The 16597-nt window shown below is 71.8% G+C and carries 16 protein-coding genes; 8 read left to right on the top strand and 8 right to left on the bottom strand.

Annotated elements, in window-relative coordinates:
* Positions 1–110: 110 nt before the first annotated feature.
* The 5 genes from J2X60_RS04570 to J2X60_RS04550 all read right to left on the bottom strand — a co-directional run bounded on the left by J2X60_RS04570 (position 111) and on the right by J2X60_RS04550 (position 7139).
* Positions 111–1934 carry an ABC transporter ATP-binding protein gene (locus J2X60_RS04570; protein ID WP_070417754.1) on the bottom strand — a complete coding sequence of 608 codons (1824 nt, stop codon included), beginning with the start codon at positions 1932–1934 and terminating at the stop codon, positions 111–113.
* 394 nt (positions 1935–2328) lie between these two features.
* The gene (locus tag J2X60_RS04565; protein WP_309886624.1) at positions 2329–2535 is read right to left on the bottom strand and encodes a hypothetical protein; all 207 of its coding nucleotides are present in this window, start codon (positions 2533–2535) and stop codon (positions 2329–2331) included.
* A 142-nt stretch (positions 2536–2677) separates the two neighbouring features.
* Positions 2678–4312: a bifunctional phosphoribosylaminoimidazolecarboxamide formyltransferase/IMP cyclohydrolase gene (gene purH / locus J2X60_RS04560; RefSeq protein ID WP_309777214.1), complete on the bottom strand. Its 1635-nt coding sequence runs from the start codon at positions 4310–4312 to the stop codon at positions 2678–2680.
* Positions 4309–4902, bottom strand: a complete 594-nt coding sequence (gene purN, locus J2X60_RS04555) for a phosphoribosylglycinamide formyltransferase (RefSeq protein WP_070417751.1) — start codon at positions 4900–4902, stop codon at positions 4309–4311. The genes purH and purN overlap by 4 nt, the downstream gene beginning before the upstream one ends.
* Before the next feature lie 23 nt (positions 4903–4925).
* Positions 4926–7139, bottom strand: a complete 2214-nt coding sequence (locus J2X60_RS04550; RefSeq protein WP_309886623.1) for a DUF6350 family protein — start codon at positions 7137–7139, stop codon at positions 4926–4928.
* A gap of 204 nt (positions 7140–7343) precedes the next feature.
* Here J2X60_RS04550 and J2X60_RS04545 point away from each other — a divergent pair, with 204 nt between their 5' ends.
* A complete protein-coding gene (locus J2X60_RS04545; RefSeq protein WP_309777218.1) occupies positions 7344–8132 on the top strand; it encodes a hypothetical protein in 789 nt (262 codons plus the stop codon).
* Positions 8133–8210: 78 nt separating this feature from the next.
* Here J2X60_RS04545 and sucD read toward each other — a convergent pair whose 3' ends face one another.
* Positions 8211–9098 carry a succinate--CoA ligase subunit alpha gene (gene sucD / locus J2X60_RS04540; RefSeq protein ID WP_309886622.1) on the bottom strand — a complete coding sequence of 296 codons (888 nt, stop codon included), beginning with the start codon at positions 9096–9098 and terminating at the stop codon, positions 8211–8213.
* Between the two features lie 11 nt (positions 9099–9109).
* Entirely contained in the window at positions 9110–10279 is a 1170-nt protein-coding gene (gene sucC / locus J2X60_RS04535; RefSeq protein ID WP_309886621.1) for an ADP-forming succinate--CoA ligase subunit beta, read from the bottom strand.
* Positions 10280–10531: 252 nt separating this feature from the next.
* On the opposite strand from sucC, the gene J2X60_RS04530 reads away from it, so the two are divergent.
* The 4 genes from J2X60_RS04530 (at position 10532) to J2X60_RS04515 (ending at position 13949) form a co-directional block, all read left to right on the top strand.
* On the top strand, positions 10532–12163 hold the full coding sequence (locus J2X60_RS04530) for a RecQ family ATP-dependent DNA helicase (protein ID WP_309886620.1): 1632 nt from the start codon (positions 10532–10534) through the stop codon (positions 12161–12163).
* A 199-nt stretch (positions 12164–12362) separates the two neighbouring features.
* A complete protein-coding gene (locus J2X60_RS04525; RefSeq protein ID WP_309886619.1) occupies positions 12363–12653 on the top strand; it encodes a hypothetical protein in 291 nt (96 codons plus the stop codon).
* A 40-nt stretch (positions 12654–12693) separates the two neighbouring features.
* On the top strand, positions 12694–13101 hold the full coding sequence (locus J2X60_RS04520) for a hypothetical protein (RefSeq protein ID WP_229085236.1): 408 nt from the start codon (positions 12694–12696) through the stop codon (positions 13099–13101).
* Between the two features lie 56 nt (positions 13102–13157).
* Positions 13158–13949, top strand: coding sequence for an oxygenase MpaB family protein (locus tag J2X60_RS04515; protein ID WP_309886618.1), 792 nt, complete (start codon positions 13158–13160; stop codon positions 13947–13949).
* Here the strand turns inward: J2X60_RS04515 and J2X60_RS04510 are convergent.
* A complete protein-coding gene (locus tag J2X60_RS04510; RefSeq protein ID WP_309886617.1) occupies positions 13922–14431 on the bottom strand; it encodes an FHA domain-containing protein in 510 nt (169 codons plus the stop codon). The genes J2X60_RS04515 and J2X60_RS04510 overlap by 28 nt on opposite strands.
* Before the next feature lie 118 nt (positions 14432–14549).
* Here J2X60_RS04510 and J2X60_RS04505 point away from each other — a divergent pair, with 118 nt between their 5' ends.
* From J2X60_RS04505 to J2X60_RS04495, 3 genes are all read left to right on the top strand, one after another.
* The gene (locus tag J2X60_RS04505) at positions 14550–14843 is read left to right on the top strand and encodes a WXG100 family type VII secretion target (protein WP_070417742.1); all 294 of its coding nucleotides are present in this window, start codon (positions 14550–14552) and stop codon (positions 14841–14843) included.
* A 106-nt stretch (positions 14844–14949) separates the two neighbouring features.
* Positions 14950–15243, top strand: coding sequence for a hypothetical protein (locus J2X60_RS04500; RefSeq protein ID WP_070417741.1), 294 nt, complete (start codon positions 14950–14952; stop codon positions 15241–15243).
* Complete coding sequence (locus J2X60_RS04495) at positions 15243–16529, top strand: WXG100 family type VII secretion target (RefSeq protein ID WP_309886616.1); 1287 nt, start codon at positions 15243–15245, stop codon at positions 16527–16529. The genes J2X60_RS04500 and J2X60_RS04495 overlap by 1 nt, the downstream gene beginning before the upstream one ends.
* The last annotated feature ends 68 nt before the right edge of the window (positions 16530–16597 follow it).

Raw genomic sequence — 16597 nt, 5'->3', positions numbered from 1 at the left:
CGACGCGGTGACGGGCGCGGCAGCCTGCGTGTCGGCGATGTCGTCGACGACAGGATCCGCGCCTCCTGGACCGGCCGACGTGTCGACCGGGAGGTTCTTCTCCTGCTGGCTCATGCCATCGCCTCCTCTCGTGCGGTGGCATCGTCGTCGTCGAGCGACGAGATGACGTAGCGGTAGTGGTCGTTGTTCGCCATCAGCTCCGAGTGGGTGCCGACGGCCGTGACGACGCCGTTCTCCATGAGCGCCACCCGGTCGGCGAGCGTCACGGTCGACGGGCGGTGCGCCACGATGAGCGACGTGGTCTCGGCGAGGACGCGGCGGAGACCGGCCTCGACCCGCGCCTCGGTGTCGACGTCGAGCGCGGACAGCGGGTCGTCGAGGACGAGCACCGACGGCCGCGCCGCGATCGCACGGGCGAGCGCCAGGCGCTGCCGCTGCCCGCCGGAGAGGGACAGGCCCTCTTCGCCGACACGGGTGTCGACCCCGTCGGGCAGGTCGTCCACGAAGGACGCCTGGGCGATGTCGAGGGCCTCGCGCATGAGGGCCTCGGCCTCGTCGCCGGACAGGTCCGGGCGACCGAGCAGCACGTTCTCGCGCACGGTCGTCGAGAACAGCGTGGCGTCCTCGAACGCGACACCGACGTGGCGCCGCAGTTCCGCACGGGTCAGCGAGCGGATGTCGACGCCGTCGATCGTCACGGAGCCGCCCGTGACGTCGTACAGCCGGGGCACGAGCGACAGCAGCGTGGTCTTGCCGCAGCCGGTCAGCCCGACGAGCGCCATGGTCTCACCGGGTCGGAGCTGCAGGTCGACCCCGTTGATGAGGTCCGGGAACTGCGGCGGGGAGTCCTGGTACCGGAAGTGCACGCCGTTGAACGACAGCGCACCGTGCGGCTCCGCGATCGTCTCCGGGTGCTCGGGGTCCGTGATCGTGTTCTCCGAGTCCATGACCTCGAAGAAGCGGTCGACCGCGGTGCGCGTGTCGAACGTCATCGAGAGCAGGAAGCCGATCGACTCGATCGGGAACCGGAGCACCGTCGCCGTCGCGAAGAACGCGAACAGCTGCCCGACGGACAGCTCCCCCTGGCTCGCGAGCCAGATGCCGGCGAGCAGGCAGAGCGCGAACGCGACGTCGGGCACGAGCAGCAGCCACAGCCAGATGCCCGCGATCGCCTTCGCCTTCTCGATCTCGGTGCCGCGCAGCGCCTCGGCCTGTTCGCTGAACTCGTCGAGCTTGTAGCGACCGCGGCCGAACGCCTTGAGCACGCGGATGCCGTGCACCGACTGCTCGACGCTCGTGGCGAGGTCGCCGACCTGGTCCTGGCTGCGGCGCGCGACGACGGAGTACCGACGTTCGAACAGCAGGCCGTTGATCCACAGCGGGATCGACGCGACGAGGAACACCAGGCCGAGCAGCCACCCGAAGGTGAACAGCACGACGAAGCCGACGACGATCGTCACGATGTTGACCACCAGCAGCACCACGCCGAAGGCCAGCCACCGGCGGATCAGCGACAGGTCGGACACGGAGCGGGACAGCAGCTGCCCGGACTCCCACCGGTCGTGGAACGCCACCGGCAGGTCCTGCAGCTTCGCGTAGAGCGCGTTCCGCATGCTCGTCTCGATGCGCGTCGACGGCCGCATGACCATCCGGCGCCGGGACGCGATGAAGAACGCCTCGAGCACGCCGAGCGCGAGCACACCGAGGCCCGCGGGCCAGATCTGTGCGGAGTCCTTCGAGGACAGCGGGCCGTCGACGAGCCACTGCAGGACGTAGGGGATCGCGAGCGCGACCAGGGAGGCGCCCATGGCGGCGAACATGCCGCCGATGAGCCGGCCCTGGTAGGGCTTCACGTAGGGGTAGATCCGCGCGATCGCGCGGAAGGTCGAGGGGCGGTCGGTGGACGGGCGCGCCTGGTCTGGCGTCTTGGACATGGATTGCGTCCTCGTGCGTCGTGCCGAGATCCTCTGGACCGGCCGCTGCTGTCGCAGCCGTCGGTCTGGAGGCTCGGTGTCCGTTGCGTGGTGGTCGTCGGCCGAGCGGGTCGGTCGCGTCCCGGGCCGTGCCCACCCCGGTGGGGCGTGCTCGGTCCTCGTCGCGGTCGCCCGCCGCCGCGTCGCGCGCGGCGTCGGTTCGGTCGGAGTGCACCGGGAGACAGTCGTCCCCCGGGTTCAGGCGTGGGCTCGCGCTGGCCCGTGCTCGTCGTCGTCGCTGGTGTCGCGGCGGCTCGTCGCGTGCTCGTCGTCGTCGGGCGGTGCCGACGGCTCGTCGCGTGCTCGTCGTCGTCGGGCGGTGCCGACGGCTCGTCGCTGGCTGTGGGAGGCAGCCCTACGCGGACAGCGGTGCCGTGACGGCGGGCGCACCCCGGTGGGGGTACGGCGCGACGGCCGCGTGTGCGGGACGCGGGCGGATGCCACGTGCCCCACCGAACGGTCGTGCGTCGGGAGCGGTCCCCACGAAGAGCACGAGACCCGCACGGGCAGCCGTCGCCACGGGTTCGGTCGTCGTGTTCATCGTCACTCCAGTCGTCGTCATCGTCACCGTTGTGTCCGCGGTGCCGCCGGCCGGTGTCTGTCGTGGACACTGAGGCCGTCGGCGTGCCTGTCGCGGAGCCTTACAGACTATTCACAGTCGAACGTGGCGCGCAAGCGTTTCCCGGAGTTGCCGGTTGTTCGACTCAGTGGAAGAAGTGTCGCTCGCCCGTGAAGTACATCGTCACGCCGGCAGCCTTCGCCGCGGCGATGACCTCGTCGTCGCGGACGCTCCCACCGGGCTGGGCGACCGCACGGACGCCCGCGTCGAGGAGCACCTGCAGCCCGTCCGCGAAGGGGAAGAAGGCATCGGAGGCCGCGACGCTGCCCGTGGCGCGCTCACCCGCACGGTTCACCGCGAGGTGGCACGAGTCGACCCGGTTCACCTGGCCCATGCCGACGCCGACGCTCGCGCCCTGGTTCGCCAGGAGGATCGCGTTCGACTTCACCGCACGGCTCGCCTTCCACGCGAAGGCGAGGTCGGCCAGGGTCTGCTCGTCGGCCGGTTCGCCCGCGACGAGGGTCCACGTGGACTGGTCGAACGCGGTGAAGCGGTCGGCGTCCTGCACGAGGAACCCGCCGGAGATCTGCTTGACCTCGCGCGGGGCGAGGGCGAAGTCGGTCGGCAGCGTGAGCAGGCGGATGTTCTTCTTCCGCGAGAGGATCTCGATCGCCTCGGGGTCGAAGGCCGGCGCGACGACGACCTCGGTGAAGATGTCGGCGACCGTCTCGGCCATCTGCTTCGTGACGGGTCGGTTGGCGGCGATGACCCCGCCGAACGCCGAGAGCGGGTCGCACGCGTGCGCAGCGGCGTGCGCGGCGGCGATCGGGTCGGCCGCGTCCGCCGGGGCGATCGCGATCCCGCACGGGTTGGCGTGCTTGATGATCGCGACGGCGGGCTCGGCGAAGTCGTAGGCCGCGCGGACGGCGGCATCGGCGTCGACGTAGTTGTTGTACGACATCTCCTTGCCGTGCAGCTGCGCAGCCTGGGCGATCCCGGTGCCACCGGCGCTCGTGTACAGCGCCGCGGCCTGGTGGGCGTTCTCGCCGTACCGGAGCGTCGCCGCGAGGTCGGCGTCCACCGTCAGGTGCTCGTCGAACGACCCCGGCGTCTCGATGTCCCCTCGCGTGGTCGGTGCCGCGGCGTCCGCCACGACGTCGCTCGCGAAGTAGCCGGCGACCGCGGTGTCGTACGCGGCGGTGTGCGCGAAGGCCTGGGCGGCGAGGCGCTTCCGCAGCTCGAGCGTGGTGCCGCCGGCGCGGACGGCCTCGACCACCTCGGCGTAGGACGACGGCGACACGACGATCGCGACGTTCGGGTGGTTCTTCGCCGAGGCGCGGACCATGGCGGGGCCGCCGATGTCGACGTTCTCGACCACGGTCGCGGTGTCGGCACCCGAGGCCACCGTCTCGACGAACGGGTACAGGTTGACCACCACGAGCTCGAACGGCTCGATGCCGAGGTCGGCGAGCTGCTGCTCGTGCGACTCGAGTCGGAGATCGGCGAGGAGCCCCGCGTGCACGGACGGGTGCAGCGTCTTCACCCGGCCGTCGAGCGACTCCGGGAAGCCCGTGACGCTCGACACGTCCGTGACGGCGTACCCGGCGTCGCGGATGGTCTGCGCCGTGGAACCGGTCGACACGATCTCGACACCGGCGTCGGCGAGGGCCCCGGCGAGCTCGAGCAGGCCGGACTTGTCGCTCACCGAGATGAGCGCCCGCCGCACGGGGACGAGGTCCCGGTCGCGGTACAGGCTGGGGTCGGCTGCGTGCACGCTCATGCGCTCGGGGTGCCCTTCAGGTCGGTGGTGCCGTTGGCGATGTCGAGGATGGTCTGGATGAGCAGGCGTCGCTCGACCGGCTTGATCCGGTCGTGCAGCGTCGACTCGGAGTCGCCGGGGAGCACGGGGACGCGCTCCTGGGCGAGGATCGGACCGCTGTCGACGCCGTCGTCGACCTGGATCACGCTCGCACCGGTCTGCTCCACGCCGGCGGCCAGGGCGTCCCGCACGCCGTGGGCGCCCGGGAACTCGGGCAGGTACGCGGGGTGCGTGTTGATCACCGCGGGGCCGAACTCGGAGACGACCGCCGGCGGCAGCAGCCGCATGAGGCCCGACAGCACGAGCAGGTCCGGCGACCACGGCCGGATCTGGGCGGCGAGCTCGCGGCCCCACTCCTCGCGCGAGTCGAACCGCGAGAACGGCACCGTGAACGTCGGGATGGAGAACTCCTCGCCCAGACCGAGCCCCTCGGCGTCGCGGTCGGCACCGATGGCGACGACCCGAGCGGGGTACTCCGCGTCGAGGGTCGCCTCGAGCAGGGCCCGGAGGTTCGAGCCGGCACCGGAGATCAGGACGACCAGTTCGAGCACGGGACAACCCTACCGGGCTGCGGTCACCGGTCGTCCTTCGGGCGGCGCCACCACGGCAGCTCGTCCTCGGGGATCTGGTCCGTGGCGTCCCACCGCTGCTGCTGCACGGTCGGCGCGGACGGCACCGAGCCGCCCTCGGCAGTGGCCCGGTCGTCGTGCCGGTCACCGCGACGGTCGTCGACGTCCTCGACGTCGTCTCGACCCGCGACGAACTCCTCGGTGCTCCACGGGAACGCGGGCTGCGGCTCCGTCCCCGGCGCACGCGGCACGGCGGTGGCGGCCTCGTCCGGCTCGCGGTCGACGTCGGCTCCGGTGACCCGGTCGCGCAGGTCGCCGGCGCGCTCGCGGACGCCGTCGGCGGCTCCGCGCAGGCGGTCGCGGATCGCGCCGACTCCCCCGCGGCCGGTGGCACGCGGGGGATCGATGACGCGGTCGGCGGGCACGCGGTCGGCGGCGACGGCGTCGGTGCGGGCCCAGTCCGGCAGTGCCACGTCGGCGTCCGGGTCGCGGTCCGGTGCGGGGTCGGGTGCGGTTCGGGAGGCGCGGCTCGACTCCGCCGGGCCGCCCGCCTCGGTCTCGGTGCCGGTCGGCTCGGTCCGCGCGCTGCGGTCGGCCCCGGTCCCCGGCCCGTTCCCGCCCTCGGTGCCGTTCCCCGACCCCTGCGAGCCACTGCCCGGGACGCGGCCCACGGTCGCATCGTCGCGGTCGTACCGCGTGGCGGCGACGCGTGCCCGATCGCCCTGCTCGGGTCCGCCGCGCCCCGGCAGACCCCTGGCGTCGCCGCCGTGGGCACCGTCGGCATGGCCGCCGTCGGCATGGGCGTCGTCGGCGCGTGCGGCGTCGGCCGTGGTGCCGCCGTGCGTCTCCTCGACCACGAAGCGGTGCACGTCGGTGGTCCGACCGGCACCGGCGCGGTCGAGTGCGGCGAGCAGCGAGCCGTCGGCAGCGATCTCGGCGTCCGTGTCCGCAGGGCCGTCGTCCGTCTCGTGCCACTGTTCCCGGGCCCACCCGCGCTCGGGCATCCGGACGAGGTCGCTGCCGGCCGCGAGCGCCACCACGGCGGGCACACCGACCTCGAGGGCCGCGAACGCCCCGACGACCAGCGCGTGCGGACCGACGTCGGCCAGGCGCCCCGGGCCGAACGACCCCGCCGAGAGCCACGCCACGAGTCCGGTCAGCACACCGGCGACGATCCCCGCTGCGACGCCGCCGAGCGCCCGGTGCAGGGCGGAGTTCGCACTGCCGAGGGCCTGCACGAGCCGCGGACGCAGGAGGCCGCCGGCCGCGAACCCGGCCACGACCGGCACGAGGACCCAGACCAGGCCGAACGCGTGCCCGGACGCCGGCAGCGCGCCGAACACCGGCAGGCCGGGGATCGGCCCGAGCGTCGTGCCGATCGGCGACACGCTGGACCCGGTCCCGATCGCGAAGCCGGGCCCGACGAGCCACGACGTCGCCCAGCCGACGAAGTCCGGCAGGAACGCGAGCTGGCCGACCGTCAGGGCGATCCCCCCGACCACGCCGGCGTGCGACCGCTCGTACAGGGAGATGACCTCGGCGAAGGAGGCGAAGAGCAGGAAGGCGACGACGACCCCGGCGACGGCGACGACCGCAGCCGTCGCGGCGGTGCCGGCACGGAGGCCGAACGCCGCGATCGCACGCCAGGCGGTCGGGACACGGTCGAGCTGGTCGAGCACGCGCCCGGTGACCGGGTCGGCAGGGAGCCCCCGTCGCCGTCGGCACACCTCGCTCGTGACGAGTGCGGGGATCCCGAACCAGAGCGCCGGGAGGACGATCGCCTGCCAGAGCGTCGTCACGGTCGCCGCGGACCGGGAGGACAGTGCGACGAGGAGCCCGAGGACGGCGACGACACCGGTACCGACGAGGAGCCCCGTCGTGCGGTGCTCGGTCTCGGCGAACCGGCGCCCGGCACGTCCGGCGAGCCAGGCGGTCACGAGGGCGAACCCGAGCGCCGCGAGCGTCACGTGGATCGGGTCGGTGGCGCCGCTCACGCCGGACGACCTCGCGAGCGCCGAGCCGAGCACGAACGACACGTCGACCCCGTGCCCGACGAGCCACACGCTCCCCGTGGCCTTCCAGAACACGTCCCAGTCGACCTGGAGTCCGTACTCGAAGCCCCACAGGAGGGTCAGCGGCACGAGGGCGATCCCGATGCCGACGCCGACCGTCACGACCGCCTCGATCGCGGCGAGCACTGCGGTTCCCAGGCGGTTCATCGCAGCGAGGATACGTGCCGTCGCCGCGATCCCGTGTCAGCCGCGCGGCGGCTCGGCGCAAGCCAACGCTCATGCGCGAGGCGTGGCTCGTGACAGCGTCGACTCATAGCTATTTAACATTTTGTATTTCATACTGGATGTATGCGCAATCCAGCACTCGTTGCCCGCACCCGACAGCGCCTCCTCACCCTGCAAGCACGAAACATGACCTCCGCGGAACAGGTGACGCGTCCCGGTGGCCCCGTGGTGAGCATGACGAGCTTCGGAGAGCGCATAGCCACCGCGCACCTCGCGCTCGAGAGCATCGCCCGAGGGACCGCCCGCCCGAGCCGGCTGATCCTGTGGCTCGACGACGCCTCGACGGTGGCGAACCCGACGCCGGGCCTGCAACGGCTCATCGCACGCGGAGCGGAAGTCCTCCACACCGAGGATGACGGCCCGCACAAGAAGTACTACCCCTACGTGCAGTCGATCCCGGTCCACCGCGTGCCGCTGGTGACCGCAGACGACGACTGGCTCTTCCCGCGACGGTGGCTGGAGACGCTGATGTCCGTGCACCGAACCGATCAGTCGACGAACACGACGCACCGCGCGCGGCGTATCGAGATGCACGGCGGCATCGTCGCCCCGTACATCGACTGGAAGCGGATCGCCGCCGGACCACCATCAGCACGACACCTGGCAACCGGAGGCTGGGGACACGTCATGGTGCCGAAGATGCTCGAGGCGCTGCGCGACCGTCGCTCTGAGTTCCGCAAGAGCGCGCCGAGGGCCGACGACATCTGGCTGCACCGCGTGGCCGTCGAGACCGGGACGAGTCCGAAGTCAGTGGGCATCTACGACCATCGACAGATCCTGCACATGCCGATCGGGAACGGGCCGACGTTGGCCTCGACCAACGTCGACGAGGCCGGCAACGACCATCAGGTCCGTTCGGCGTGGACTTCGGATGTCCTGCGAGCGATGACAACCGAACCGGCGGTGAGCCGCTGAACGTGCCCGCCTGACGGACGGGAGGCGCGGTGCCAGCCGGCACCGCGCCTCCCGTCCGACCATCCGGACCCGCGAGCGCTACTTGCTCGCGACCACCTCACGCAGCAGCGCCGCCGTCTCCGACGGCGTCTTACCGACCTTGACGCCAGCGGCCTCGAGCGCCTGCTTCTTCGCCTCGGCCGTCCCGGCGGAGCCGGACACGATCGCGCCGGCGTGACCCATCGTCTTGCCCTCCGGCGCGGTGAAGCCCGCGACGTAGCCGACGACCGGCTTGGTGACGTGCGCCTTGATGTAGTCGGCCGCACGCTCCTCGGCGTCGCCGCCGATCTCGCCGATCATGACGATCGCCTCGGTCTCGGGGTCGGCCTCGAACGCCGCGAGCGCGTCGATGTGCGTGGTGCAGATGACCGGGTCGCCGCCGATGCCGATGGCGGTCGAGAAGCCCAGGTCACGCAGTTCGTACATCATCTGGTAGGTCAGCGTGCCCGACTTCGAGACGAGACCGATCGGGCCCTTGCCGGTGATCGTCGCGGGGGTGATGCCGACGAGCGACTCCCCGGGGGTGATGATGCCGGGGCAGTTCGGGCCGATGATGCGGGTCTTGCCGCCGAGGGCCTTGGCGTGTGCCCAGAACTCCGCGGAGTCCTGCACGGGGATGCCCTCGGTGATGACGACGACGAGCGGGATCTCGGCGTCGATGGCCTCCATCACGGCGTCCTTCGCGAACGCCGGCGGCACGAAGACGATGGAGACGTCGGCACCGGTGGTGTCGATGGCCTCGCGCACCGAGCCGAACACCGGCAGCTCGACGTCGCCGTGGGTCACGGTGGTGCCGGCCTTGCGGGCGTTGACGCCGCCGACGACGTTCGTGCCGGCCTTGAGCATGAGCGCGGTGTGCTTGGTGCCCTCGCCGCCGGTGATGCCCTGGACGATGACCTTGGAGTCCTTGTTGAGGAAGATCGACATGGTCAGTCCCTTCAGGCCGCTGCGGCGGCGAGTTCGGCGGCCTGCTCGGCCGCGTCGTCCATGGTCGCGGCGACGGTGACGAGCGGGTGCGCTGCCTCCGCCAGGATCCGGCGACCCTCTTCCACGTTGTTGCCGTCGAGGCGCACGACGAGCGGTTTGGTGGCCGCGTCGCCGAGGATGCCGAGGGCGGCGACGATGCCGTTCGCGACGGCGTCGCAGGCGGTGATGCCACCGAAGACGTTCACGAAGACGCTCTTCACCTGGGGGTCGCCGAGGATGACGTCGAGGCCGTTGGCCATGACCTCGGCCGAGGCGCCGCCGCCGATGTCGAGGAAGTTGGCGGGCTTCACGCCGCCGTGGCGGTCACCGGCGTAGGCGACGACGTCGAGCGTCGACATGACGAGCCCCGCACCGTTGCCGATCACGCCGACCTGGCCGTCGAGCTTGACGTAGTTGAGACCGTGGGCCTTCGCCTTGGCCTCGAGCGGGTCCTCGCTCGCGGTGTCCTCGAGGTCCTTGTGGCCCTCGTGCCGGAAGTCGGCGTTCTCGTCGAGCGAGACCTTGCCGTCGAGCGCGAGGATCTGGCCGTCGCCCGTGCGGACGAGCGGGTTGACCTCGACGAGGGTGGCGTCCTCGCCGGCGAACACGTCGTAGAGCTTCACGAACACCGCGGCGACCTGGTCCACCAACTCGTCGGGGAACCCGGCCTGGCGTGCGATGTCCTTCGCCGCCGAGTCGTTGATCCCGGTGAGCGGGTTGACCTCGACGCGGGCGAGGGCCTCGGGCTTCTCGACGGCGAGCTGCTCGATCTCCATGCCGCCCTCGACGCTCGTGAGCGAGAGGTACGAGCGGTTCGCCCGGTCGAGCAGCACGGAGAAGTAGAACTCCTCGGCGATGTCCGCGCCCTGGGCGATCATGACCCGCTTGACCGTGTGGCCCTTGATGTCGAGGCCGAGGATCGCCTGGGCGTGCTCGTAGGCCTCGTCCGGGGTCTTGGCGACCTTGACGCCGCCGGCCTTGCCGCGACCGCCGACCTTCACCTGCGCCTTGACGACGACGACTCCGCCGATCTTCTCGGCCGCCGCCCTCGCCTCGTCCGGGGTGTCGGCGATGATCCCCTGCAACACGGGGACGCCGTAGGACTCGAAGAGGTCCCTGGCCTGGTACTCGAAAAGATCCACGCTGTTCTTCTTCCCGCACGTTCCGTGCGATCGGCATCGGTTACCCGGTCGCCACACTCACCATCGAGGGTCGCTCGATGTCGAGACAACGGCCGGGAGCCAGCCTAGCGCCGGCAGGTGGACGCGCGGTGCGCGCCCGTCACGTCGTGCGCGCACCCGTCGGTCGGGAGGCGCGGATCACCTCCGCTCCGTCCGATCCGCTGGGCGCATCCGTCGAAGGATCCCCCAGCGTCCGCCCGGCAGTGTGGAACGGTGAACGACGCGCTCCGTACCCGCGCCGCCGACGTGTTCGGCTGGCACCTCCGACCCGACCAGGAATCCGTCATCGACGCCGTGCTCGACGGACGCGACGCACTCGCCGTGATGCCGACCGGATCGGGGAAGTCCGCGATCTACCAGGTCGCCGGCATCGAGCTGGACGGCGTCGTCGTCGTGGTCTCACCCCTCGTCGCGCTGCAGGAGGACCAGGTCGTCGGACTCGAGCACCACGAGGGCGCTCCCCGCGCCGTCGCGATGAACGCCACACGGAAGGCCCGCGACGTCGCTGAAGCCTGGGACGCCGTCGCCGCCGGTGCGGTCGGCTACGTGTTCCTGGCGCCCGAACAGCTCGCGAAGGACGACGTGCTCGAGCGACTCCGCGACGCCGGCGTCGTGCTGCTCGCCGTCGACGAGGCTCACTGCATCTCGTCCTGGGGCCACGACTTCCGCCCGGACTACCTGGCGCTCGGCGAGGTCGCGGAGCGTCTCGGCCGTCCGCCCGTGCTCGCGCTGACCGCGACCGGCTCCGCTCCGGTGCGGGACGACATCGTCGAACGGCTCGGCATGCGCGACCCGTTCGTGCTCGCGTCGGGATTCGACCGGCCCGGCATCCGGCTCGAGGTCGTCCGGCATGCCGAGGACGCCGAGAAGCGCGCGGCCGTGGTCGAGCAGGTGGCCGAGCTCGACGGCGCCACCGTGGTCTACGTCGCCACCCGTGCGGCGACCACGGAGTACGCGGACTCGCTCGCCGCCCGGGGTCGTCGGGCCCAGCCGTACCACGCCGGCATGCCGATCCGCGAGCGGGAGGCCGTGCACACCGGGTTCCTGGACGGCGACGTCGACGTCGTGGTGGCGACCAGCGCGTTCGGCATGGGCATCGACAAGCCGGATGTCCGGTACGTCGTGCACGCCGACGTGCCCGAGTCGATCGACGCCTACTACCAGGAGATCGGGCGTGCAGGACGGGACGCCGAACCCGCTGGCGCCACCCTGCACTACCGCGCCGAGGACTTCGGCCTGCGCACGTTCTTCGCGTCCGGGTCGCCGCGACCCGCCTCGGTCCGCGCCGTGTTCGACGCCGTCCCGGCCACCGGCTCGTCGCTCCGTTCCGCGGTCGTGGAGGCCTCGGGCCTCTCCGCCCGGACCGCGGGTCGCGCGCTCAACGCCCTGCTCGACGCCCGGGCCCTGCGCGAGGACGTGGACGGGATCGCCCGGGTGCCGGACGGTCCGCGGGACGCCGGCCGTGCGGCCCGTGCCGCCGCGGACCGCGCCGCCGAGCGGGAGCGGGTCGAGGAGTCCCGGATCGCGATGATGCGCCAGCTCGCCGAGACGACCGGGTGCCGGCGGCAGTTCCTGCTCGGCTACTTCGGCGACGAGCTCCCGGAACCGTGCGGGAACTGCGACACCTGTTCGTCGGGGACTGCCTACGACGCCGCCGCGCACGTCGCCGACGGCGCCAACGACACGGCCTGGCCGCCGGACGCCCGGGTCGAGCACGCCGAGTGGGGCACGGGGGTCGTGATGAGCACGGAGGAGGACCGCATCACCGTGTTCTTCGAGTCCGCCGGCTACCGCACGCTCGCGCTGGCCGACATCGAGCGGCACGACCTGCTCGAACGGGTCTGACCCACCGGGACCACGCCCGGGCGGGGAAGGCGCGGTCGCTCGACCACCCGTCGGCGACCGCGCTCCACTCCCCCGAGCACCCGCGATGCTGCCCTGGCGGCGTGACCGGCAGGTGTCCCCCGGGTGAACACGACACGAAACCGGACGCCCGTCGAGGCCTGACGGGTAGGCAGGAAGCCCGCAACGGAAAGGAACCACCATGAGCGATCCCGGCATCAGCCCCGTCGACGACTTCGAGGCCCAGCAGCGTCGCGACGACGACGTCGACCGCGAGCACGTCGGCCCGTACGAGGTGGACGAGTCCGAGGAGTCCCTCGAGACCGTCACGAACGATGCCGTCGCCGGCGAGACCGTCGAGCCGCAGCCCGGTGACGGTACCGACGACGGGCCGACCGGTGGCTCGCCGCGCGAGGGTTCCCCCGACCTGTGGGAGCACGACGACGAGGACCGCCCCGACCTCGGGAACGACCTCGGCACGAAGCCCCTCTGACCGACGGCCCCCACGGAGCACGGCCCAGTACGATCGGGCCGTGCTCCGTCGCGTCCAGGACAGTGTCCGCAGCATGCCCGCCGTGGCTCGGCTGCTGGCCCTCGCATCGCTCCTGCTCGTCGCGGCCGCGGCGCACACGGGTGTCCGGTCCGGTGTGACCGACTGCGGTCCGGGTACGTACGGACCACCGTGCGGCACGAACGTGCTCTGGGTGCCGCTGGTCGTCGCCGGGGTGCTGCTCGCGGTGGTCGCCGGATCGCCGAGCCACCTCTGGCCGCTCCCGGCGATCTGGCTGGTCGCCGTCCTGGTCGCCGCCGCGACGGGGCAGGTCGGGAGCGCGGCGTTCCTCGTCGCCGCCCTGGTGGGCGGGACGCTCGCCCTCGCCGCCGCCATCGTGATCGACGTGCTCCCCCGCCTCCGCGCCGGACGGCGCGGGCCACGACCGTGAGCGGTCGCCGGACGGGAGGAACGGTGCCGGGCCCGCGCCGTCCCTCCAGTCCGTCCTTGGGCGGGGTCCCGGAACGCGACCTGCGTCGGTTCCTCGCCGACAGCACGCCCGTGGCCGCCGGAGGCCGCGCCATCCTGCTCCAGATCGCCGACCCCGTGGTCGCAGCGGGGGTCCGGCGGCACTCGGACTTCGCTCGACGGCCGCAGCAACGGCTCGCCCACACCCTCACGTTCGTGTACGCGGCGGTGGTCGGCACCGACGCCGACGCTGCCGTCGCGGCCGGTTTCGTGGACCGCGCCCACCGGCCGGTCGCCGGAGCCGACGACGTGGACCGGCAGCTCTGGGTGGCCGCGACCCTGTACGACTCCGCGATGCGCGCCCACGAGCTGTTCGGTACGCCCGCGGGACCCGCGCTCGCCGAACGCGTGCTCGACGCCTACGCCCCGATCGGCACCGCGCTGCGCGTGCCCGCGGACCGTTGGCCGACGACCGTCGCCGACTTCGACCGCTACTGGACCCGCACACTCGCCGGGCTCCGCGTCACCGAGGACGCCCGCGGCGTCGTGCGCGACCTGCTGCACCCCCGGTTCGCGCCGCTGTGGGTGCGGGCCGCGATGCCGCTCGTGCAGATCGTCACCGTCGGGATGCTCCCGGACGCCCTCCGGTCGCAGTACGGCTTCGCGTGGGGGCCGCGCGAACAGCGGCGTTTCCGGCGGACCGTGCGCCGGGTACGGGTCGCACGGGCGATCCTGCCCGGGTGGCTGCTGCGGCTGCCGGGGCCGCTGCTCCTGCGGGCGATGCGGCGGCACGCGGCCGGTGGTCAGCCGGCGAGGACCCGGACCGCGTAGTCGCCGACCATCACCACGTCACCGGGCCGGGCCACGACCTGCGCGCCACCCACGCTCGGCTCCTGCGCCCCGGACGCCCGGACCACGACCGTGCCGTTCGCGGAGCCGAGGTCCTCGACCACGAGTCCACCGTCGCCCGTCGGCCGGATAGCCGCGTGCTCGCGCGACACCGAACGACCCGGGTCGTCGAGCAGCACCGCACGCCGTCCGGGCGCCGTGTGGACCTTGCGCCCCAGGACCACCGGCTGGTCGAGCGGCACCACGTTGCCCGGTGCGACCTCGAGCACGAGCCGCGGCACCACGCCGATCGTGGGCAGCGGCTGGTCGGTGTGCACCACGGCGTCCGGCTCGCGGTCGGACACCGGTGCGCTCGGCAGCACCCACGCGCGCGACAGGTGACCGGCCTGTCGATCGCGCTCGAGCTCGGCGTGGGTGACGACCGGACGTTCCGGTGCCCCCTCGTCCTTGCGACGTCGTGCCACGGTGTACCCCTCGTTCTGGTTCTTGTCCCCACCTGGTGCGAGATGCAACGGAATCAAGTATCGTCGAACCGCCGGGGGGCTCCCGGTACATCAAATACCGCATCGGGAGGGTATGCACATGGCAAACGTCAACGTCACCTACGACGATCTCCGCAACCAGGCTTCGCAGCTGCGCAACGGCCAGAAGTCCATCGAGGACCAGCTGAGCCAGCTCAAGAGCCAGATCGACAACCTCGTGTCGTCGGGCTACGTCACCGACAAGTCGTCCAAGGCGTTCGACGCGACGTACTCGGAGTTCAACTCCGGCGCGACGCAGACGATCCAGGCGATCGACGGCATGGCCGGGTTCCTCGAGAGCGCGGCCAACACGCTCGAGTCGACGGACGAGCAGCTCGCTTCGAGCATCGGCTAGTCAGGACCAGCACGACGGTGGCCGGCGCCTGGGGGTGCCGGCCACCGCTCTCGCCGCAGGGGCGGCGTCGAACGACCAGCAGCAGTAGGAATCCACCGGGGGAACCGTGGCCGGCACCATCAAGCTCGATCTCGACCTGATCGGGAATCTCGCATCCGACCTCTCGAGGCTGCACGGCGACTTCCAACACGTCGCCTCTGCCGCATCCGACTACAAGACCGGCATCGGCTCGATGACGGTCGGCAGTGCGATCGACGACTTCGCCGGCAACTGGGACATCCGGCGCGGGCGCCTCCAGGAGTCGATCAAGGCCGTGGCCGAGATGGCCGAGAGCGCGCACGACGGCTTCACCCAGACCGAGGTCGAGCTCGCGAACAAGATCCTCGGGAAGGACAGCTGATGGCACGGCCCAGCGACTGGAGCGCCGTCGACATGCAGCTCGACCCGGTGCCCGGCGACCCGGCCGAGATCCGGCAGTCCGCCTCCGGTGCCCGTTCGATCGAGCAGGCCATCACCGAGCAGGTCAACCGCCTCAACAGCCTGAAGGACGGCGAGGGCTGGGAGAGCGAGTCGGGGACGAAGTTCCGCGACTCCGCCGGTGACCTCGCCGGCGCCATCGAGAAGGCCAAGGGCCGCTACACCGAGCTCGCCGCCGCGCTCGACCAGTGGGCGGACGGGCTCGAGGGGCTCCAGCGCGAGGCCGACGCAGCCCTGCTGCAGGCGCAGGACGCGCGGGACGCACACCGCGCTGCCGCGAACCAGACCATCACGGCCGAGGCCGACAGTCCGGAACACCAGGACCAGGTCGACGCGCAGGACCGGGCGCTGAGTGCGGCGCAGGGCGACATCGACGCGGCGAAGGCGATCATCCACCGGCTCGCCGGGCCCTTCGGCGAAGAGGGCGAGTACGGGGAGCTGGCCGGTCGGGTCGCCGATCGCATCCGACAGGGCGCGGACGACGGGCTGAAGGACGGCTGGTTCGACCACGTGAAGCAGGCGATCCACGGGGCGCGGGGCGTCATCAACGTGATCAAGGACGCCCTGGACGCCCTCGGCCCGGTACTGCTGCTCGCGACCGTCCTCGCCGCCCTGTTCATCCCCGGTGCACTCTTCGCCATCGCGGTGATCGGGCTCGTGGCAGCGGGTACCAAGCTCCTGCTGACCTCAGCGCAGGCGGTGGCCGGTGATGCCACGGCTGGCGACGTCACCAACGACGCAGTGATGTTCGCACTCTCCGCCGTCGGGCTGAAAGCGGCCTCGGCAGCCAAGCCAGCAATGCAGATGCTCCGGGCGACCGTGGGTACCAAGACGGCTTCAGAAGCCGCCGCTGGCGTTGTGGCAAGGGGCGGGTCCGTCGCCGAGGAGACGAACGCGTTCCTCCGAGGGGCGACTCGAGGAGTCGACGCTGCGAAGGCAGTCGGAAACGGCCGCTCTGTCCGGCTCGCGGACAACCTGATCTCAGGCGGACTCGCCGAGGCCGTGATGGTCCGGAAGCTCGCGTGGAATGCACCGCTCATGCGTGAGGCTTACATCAGGGCAGTCAAGCCGTCCCTCGTGACGATCGAGACGCAGGCGCTCGGCAACATGTCGACGATCCAGACCCTGGGCGACGTGAAGACCGACCTTCAATCCGGTTGGAACAGCTACTGGCACTCGAAGACAGAGATCCACGTCGGGTCACTGTGACAACGGCCTACCGCTTCCTGACGCCTGACGGGTGGTACCGCTACCGGACCGCAGATGCTGGACCCTCG

It is taken from the genome of Curtobacterium sp. 320 (genome assembly GCF_031455235.1).
Taxonomy (GTDB): Bacteria; Actinomycetota; Actinomycetes; order Actinomycetales; family Microbacteriaceae; genus Curtobacterium.
The sequence above is the reverse complement of the archived record's forward strand: the minus strand, read 5'-3'. Positions and strand labels throughout refer to the sequence as shown.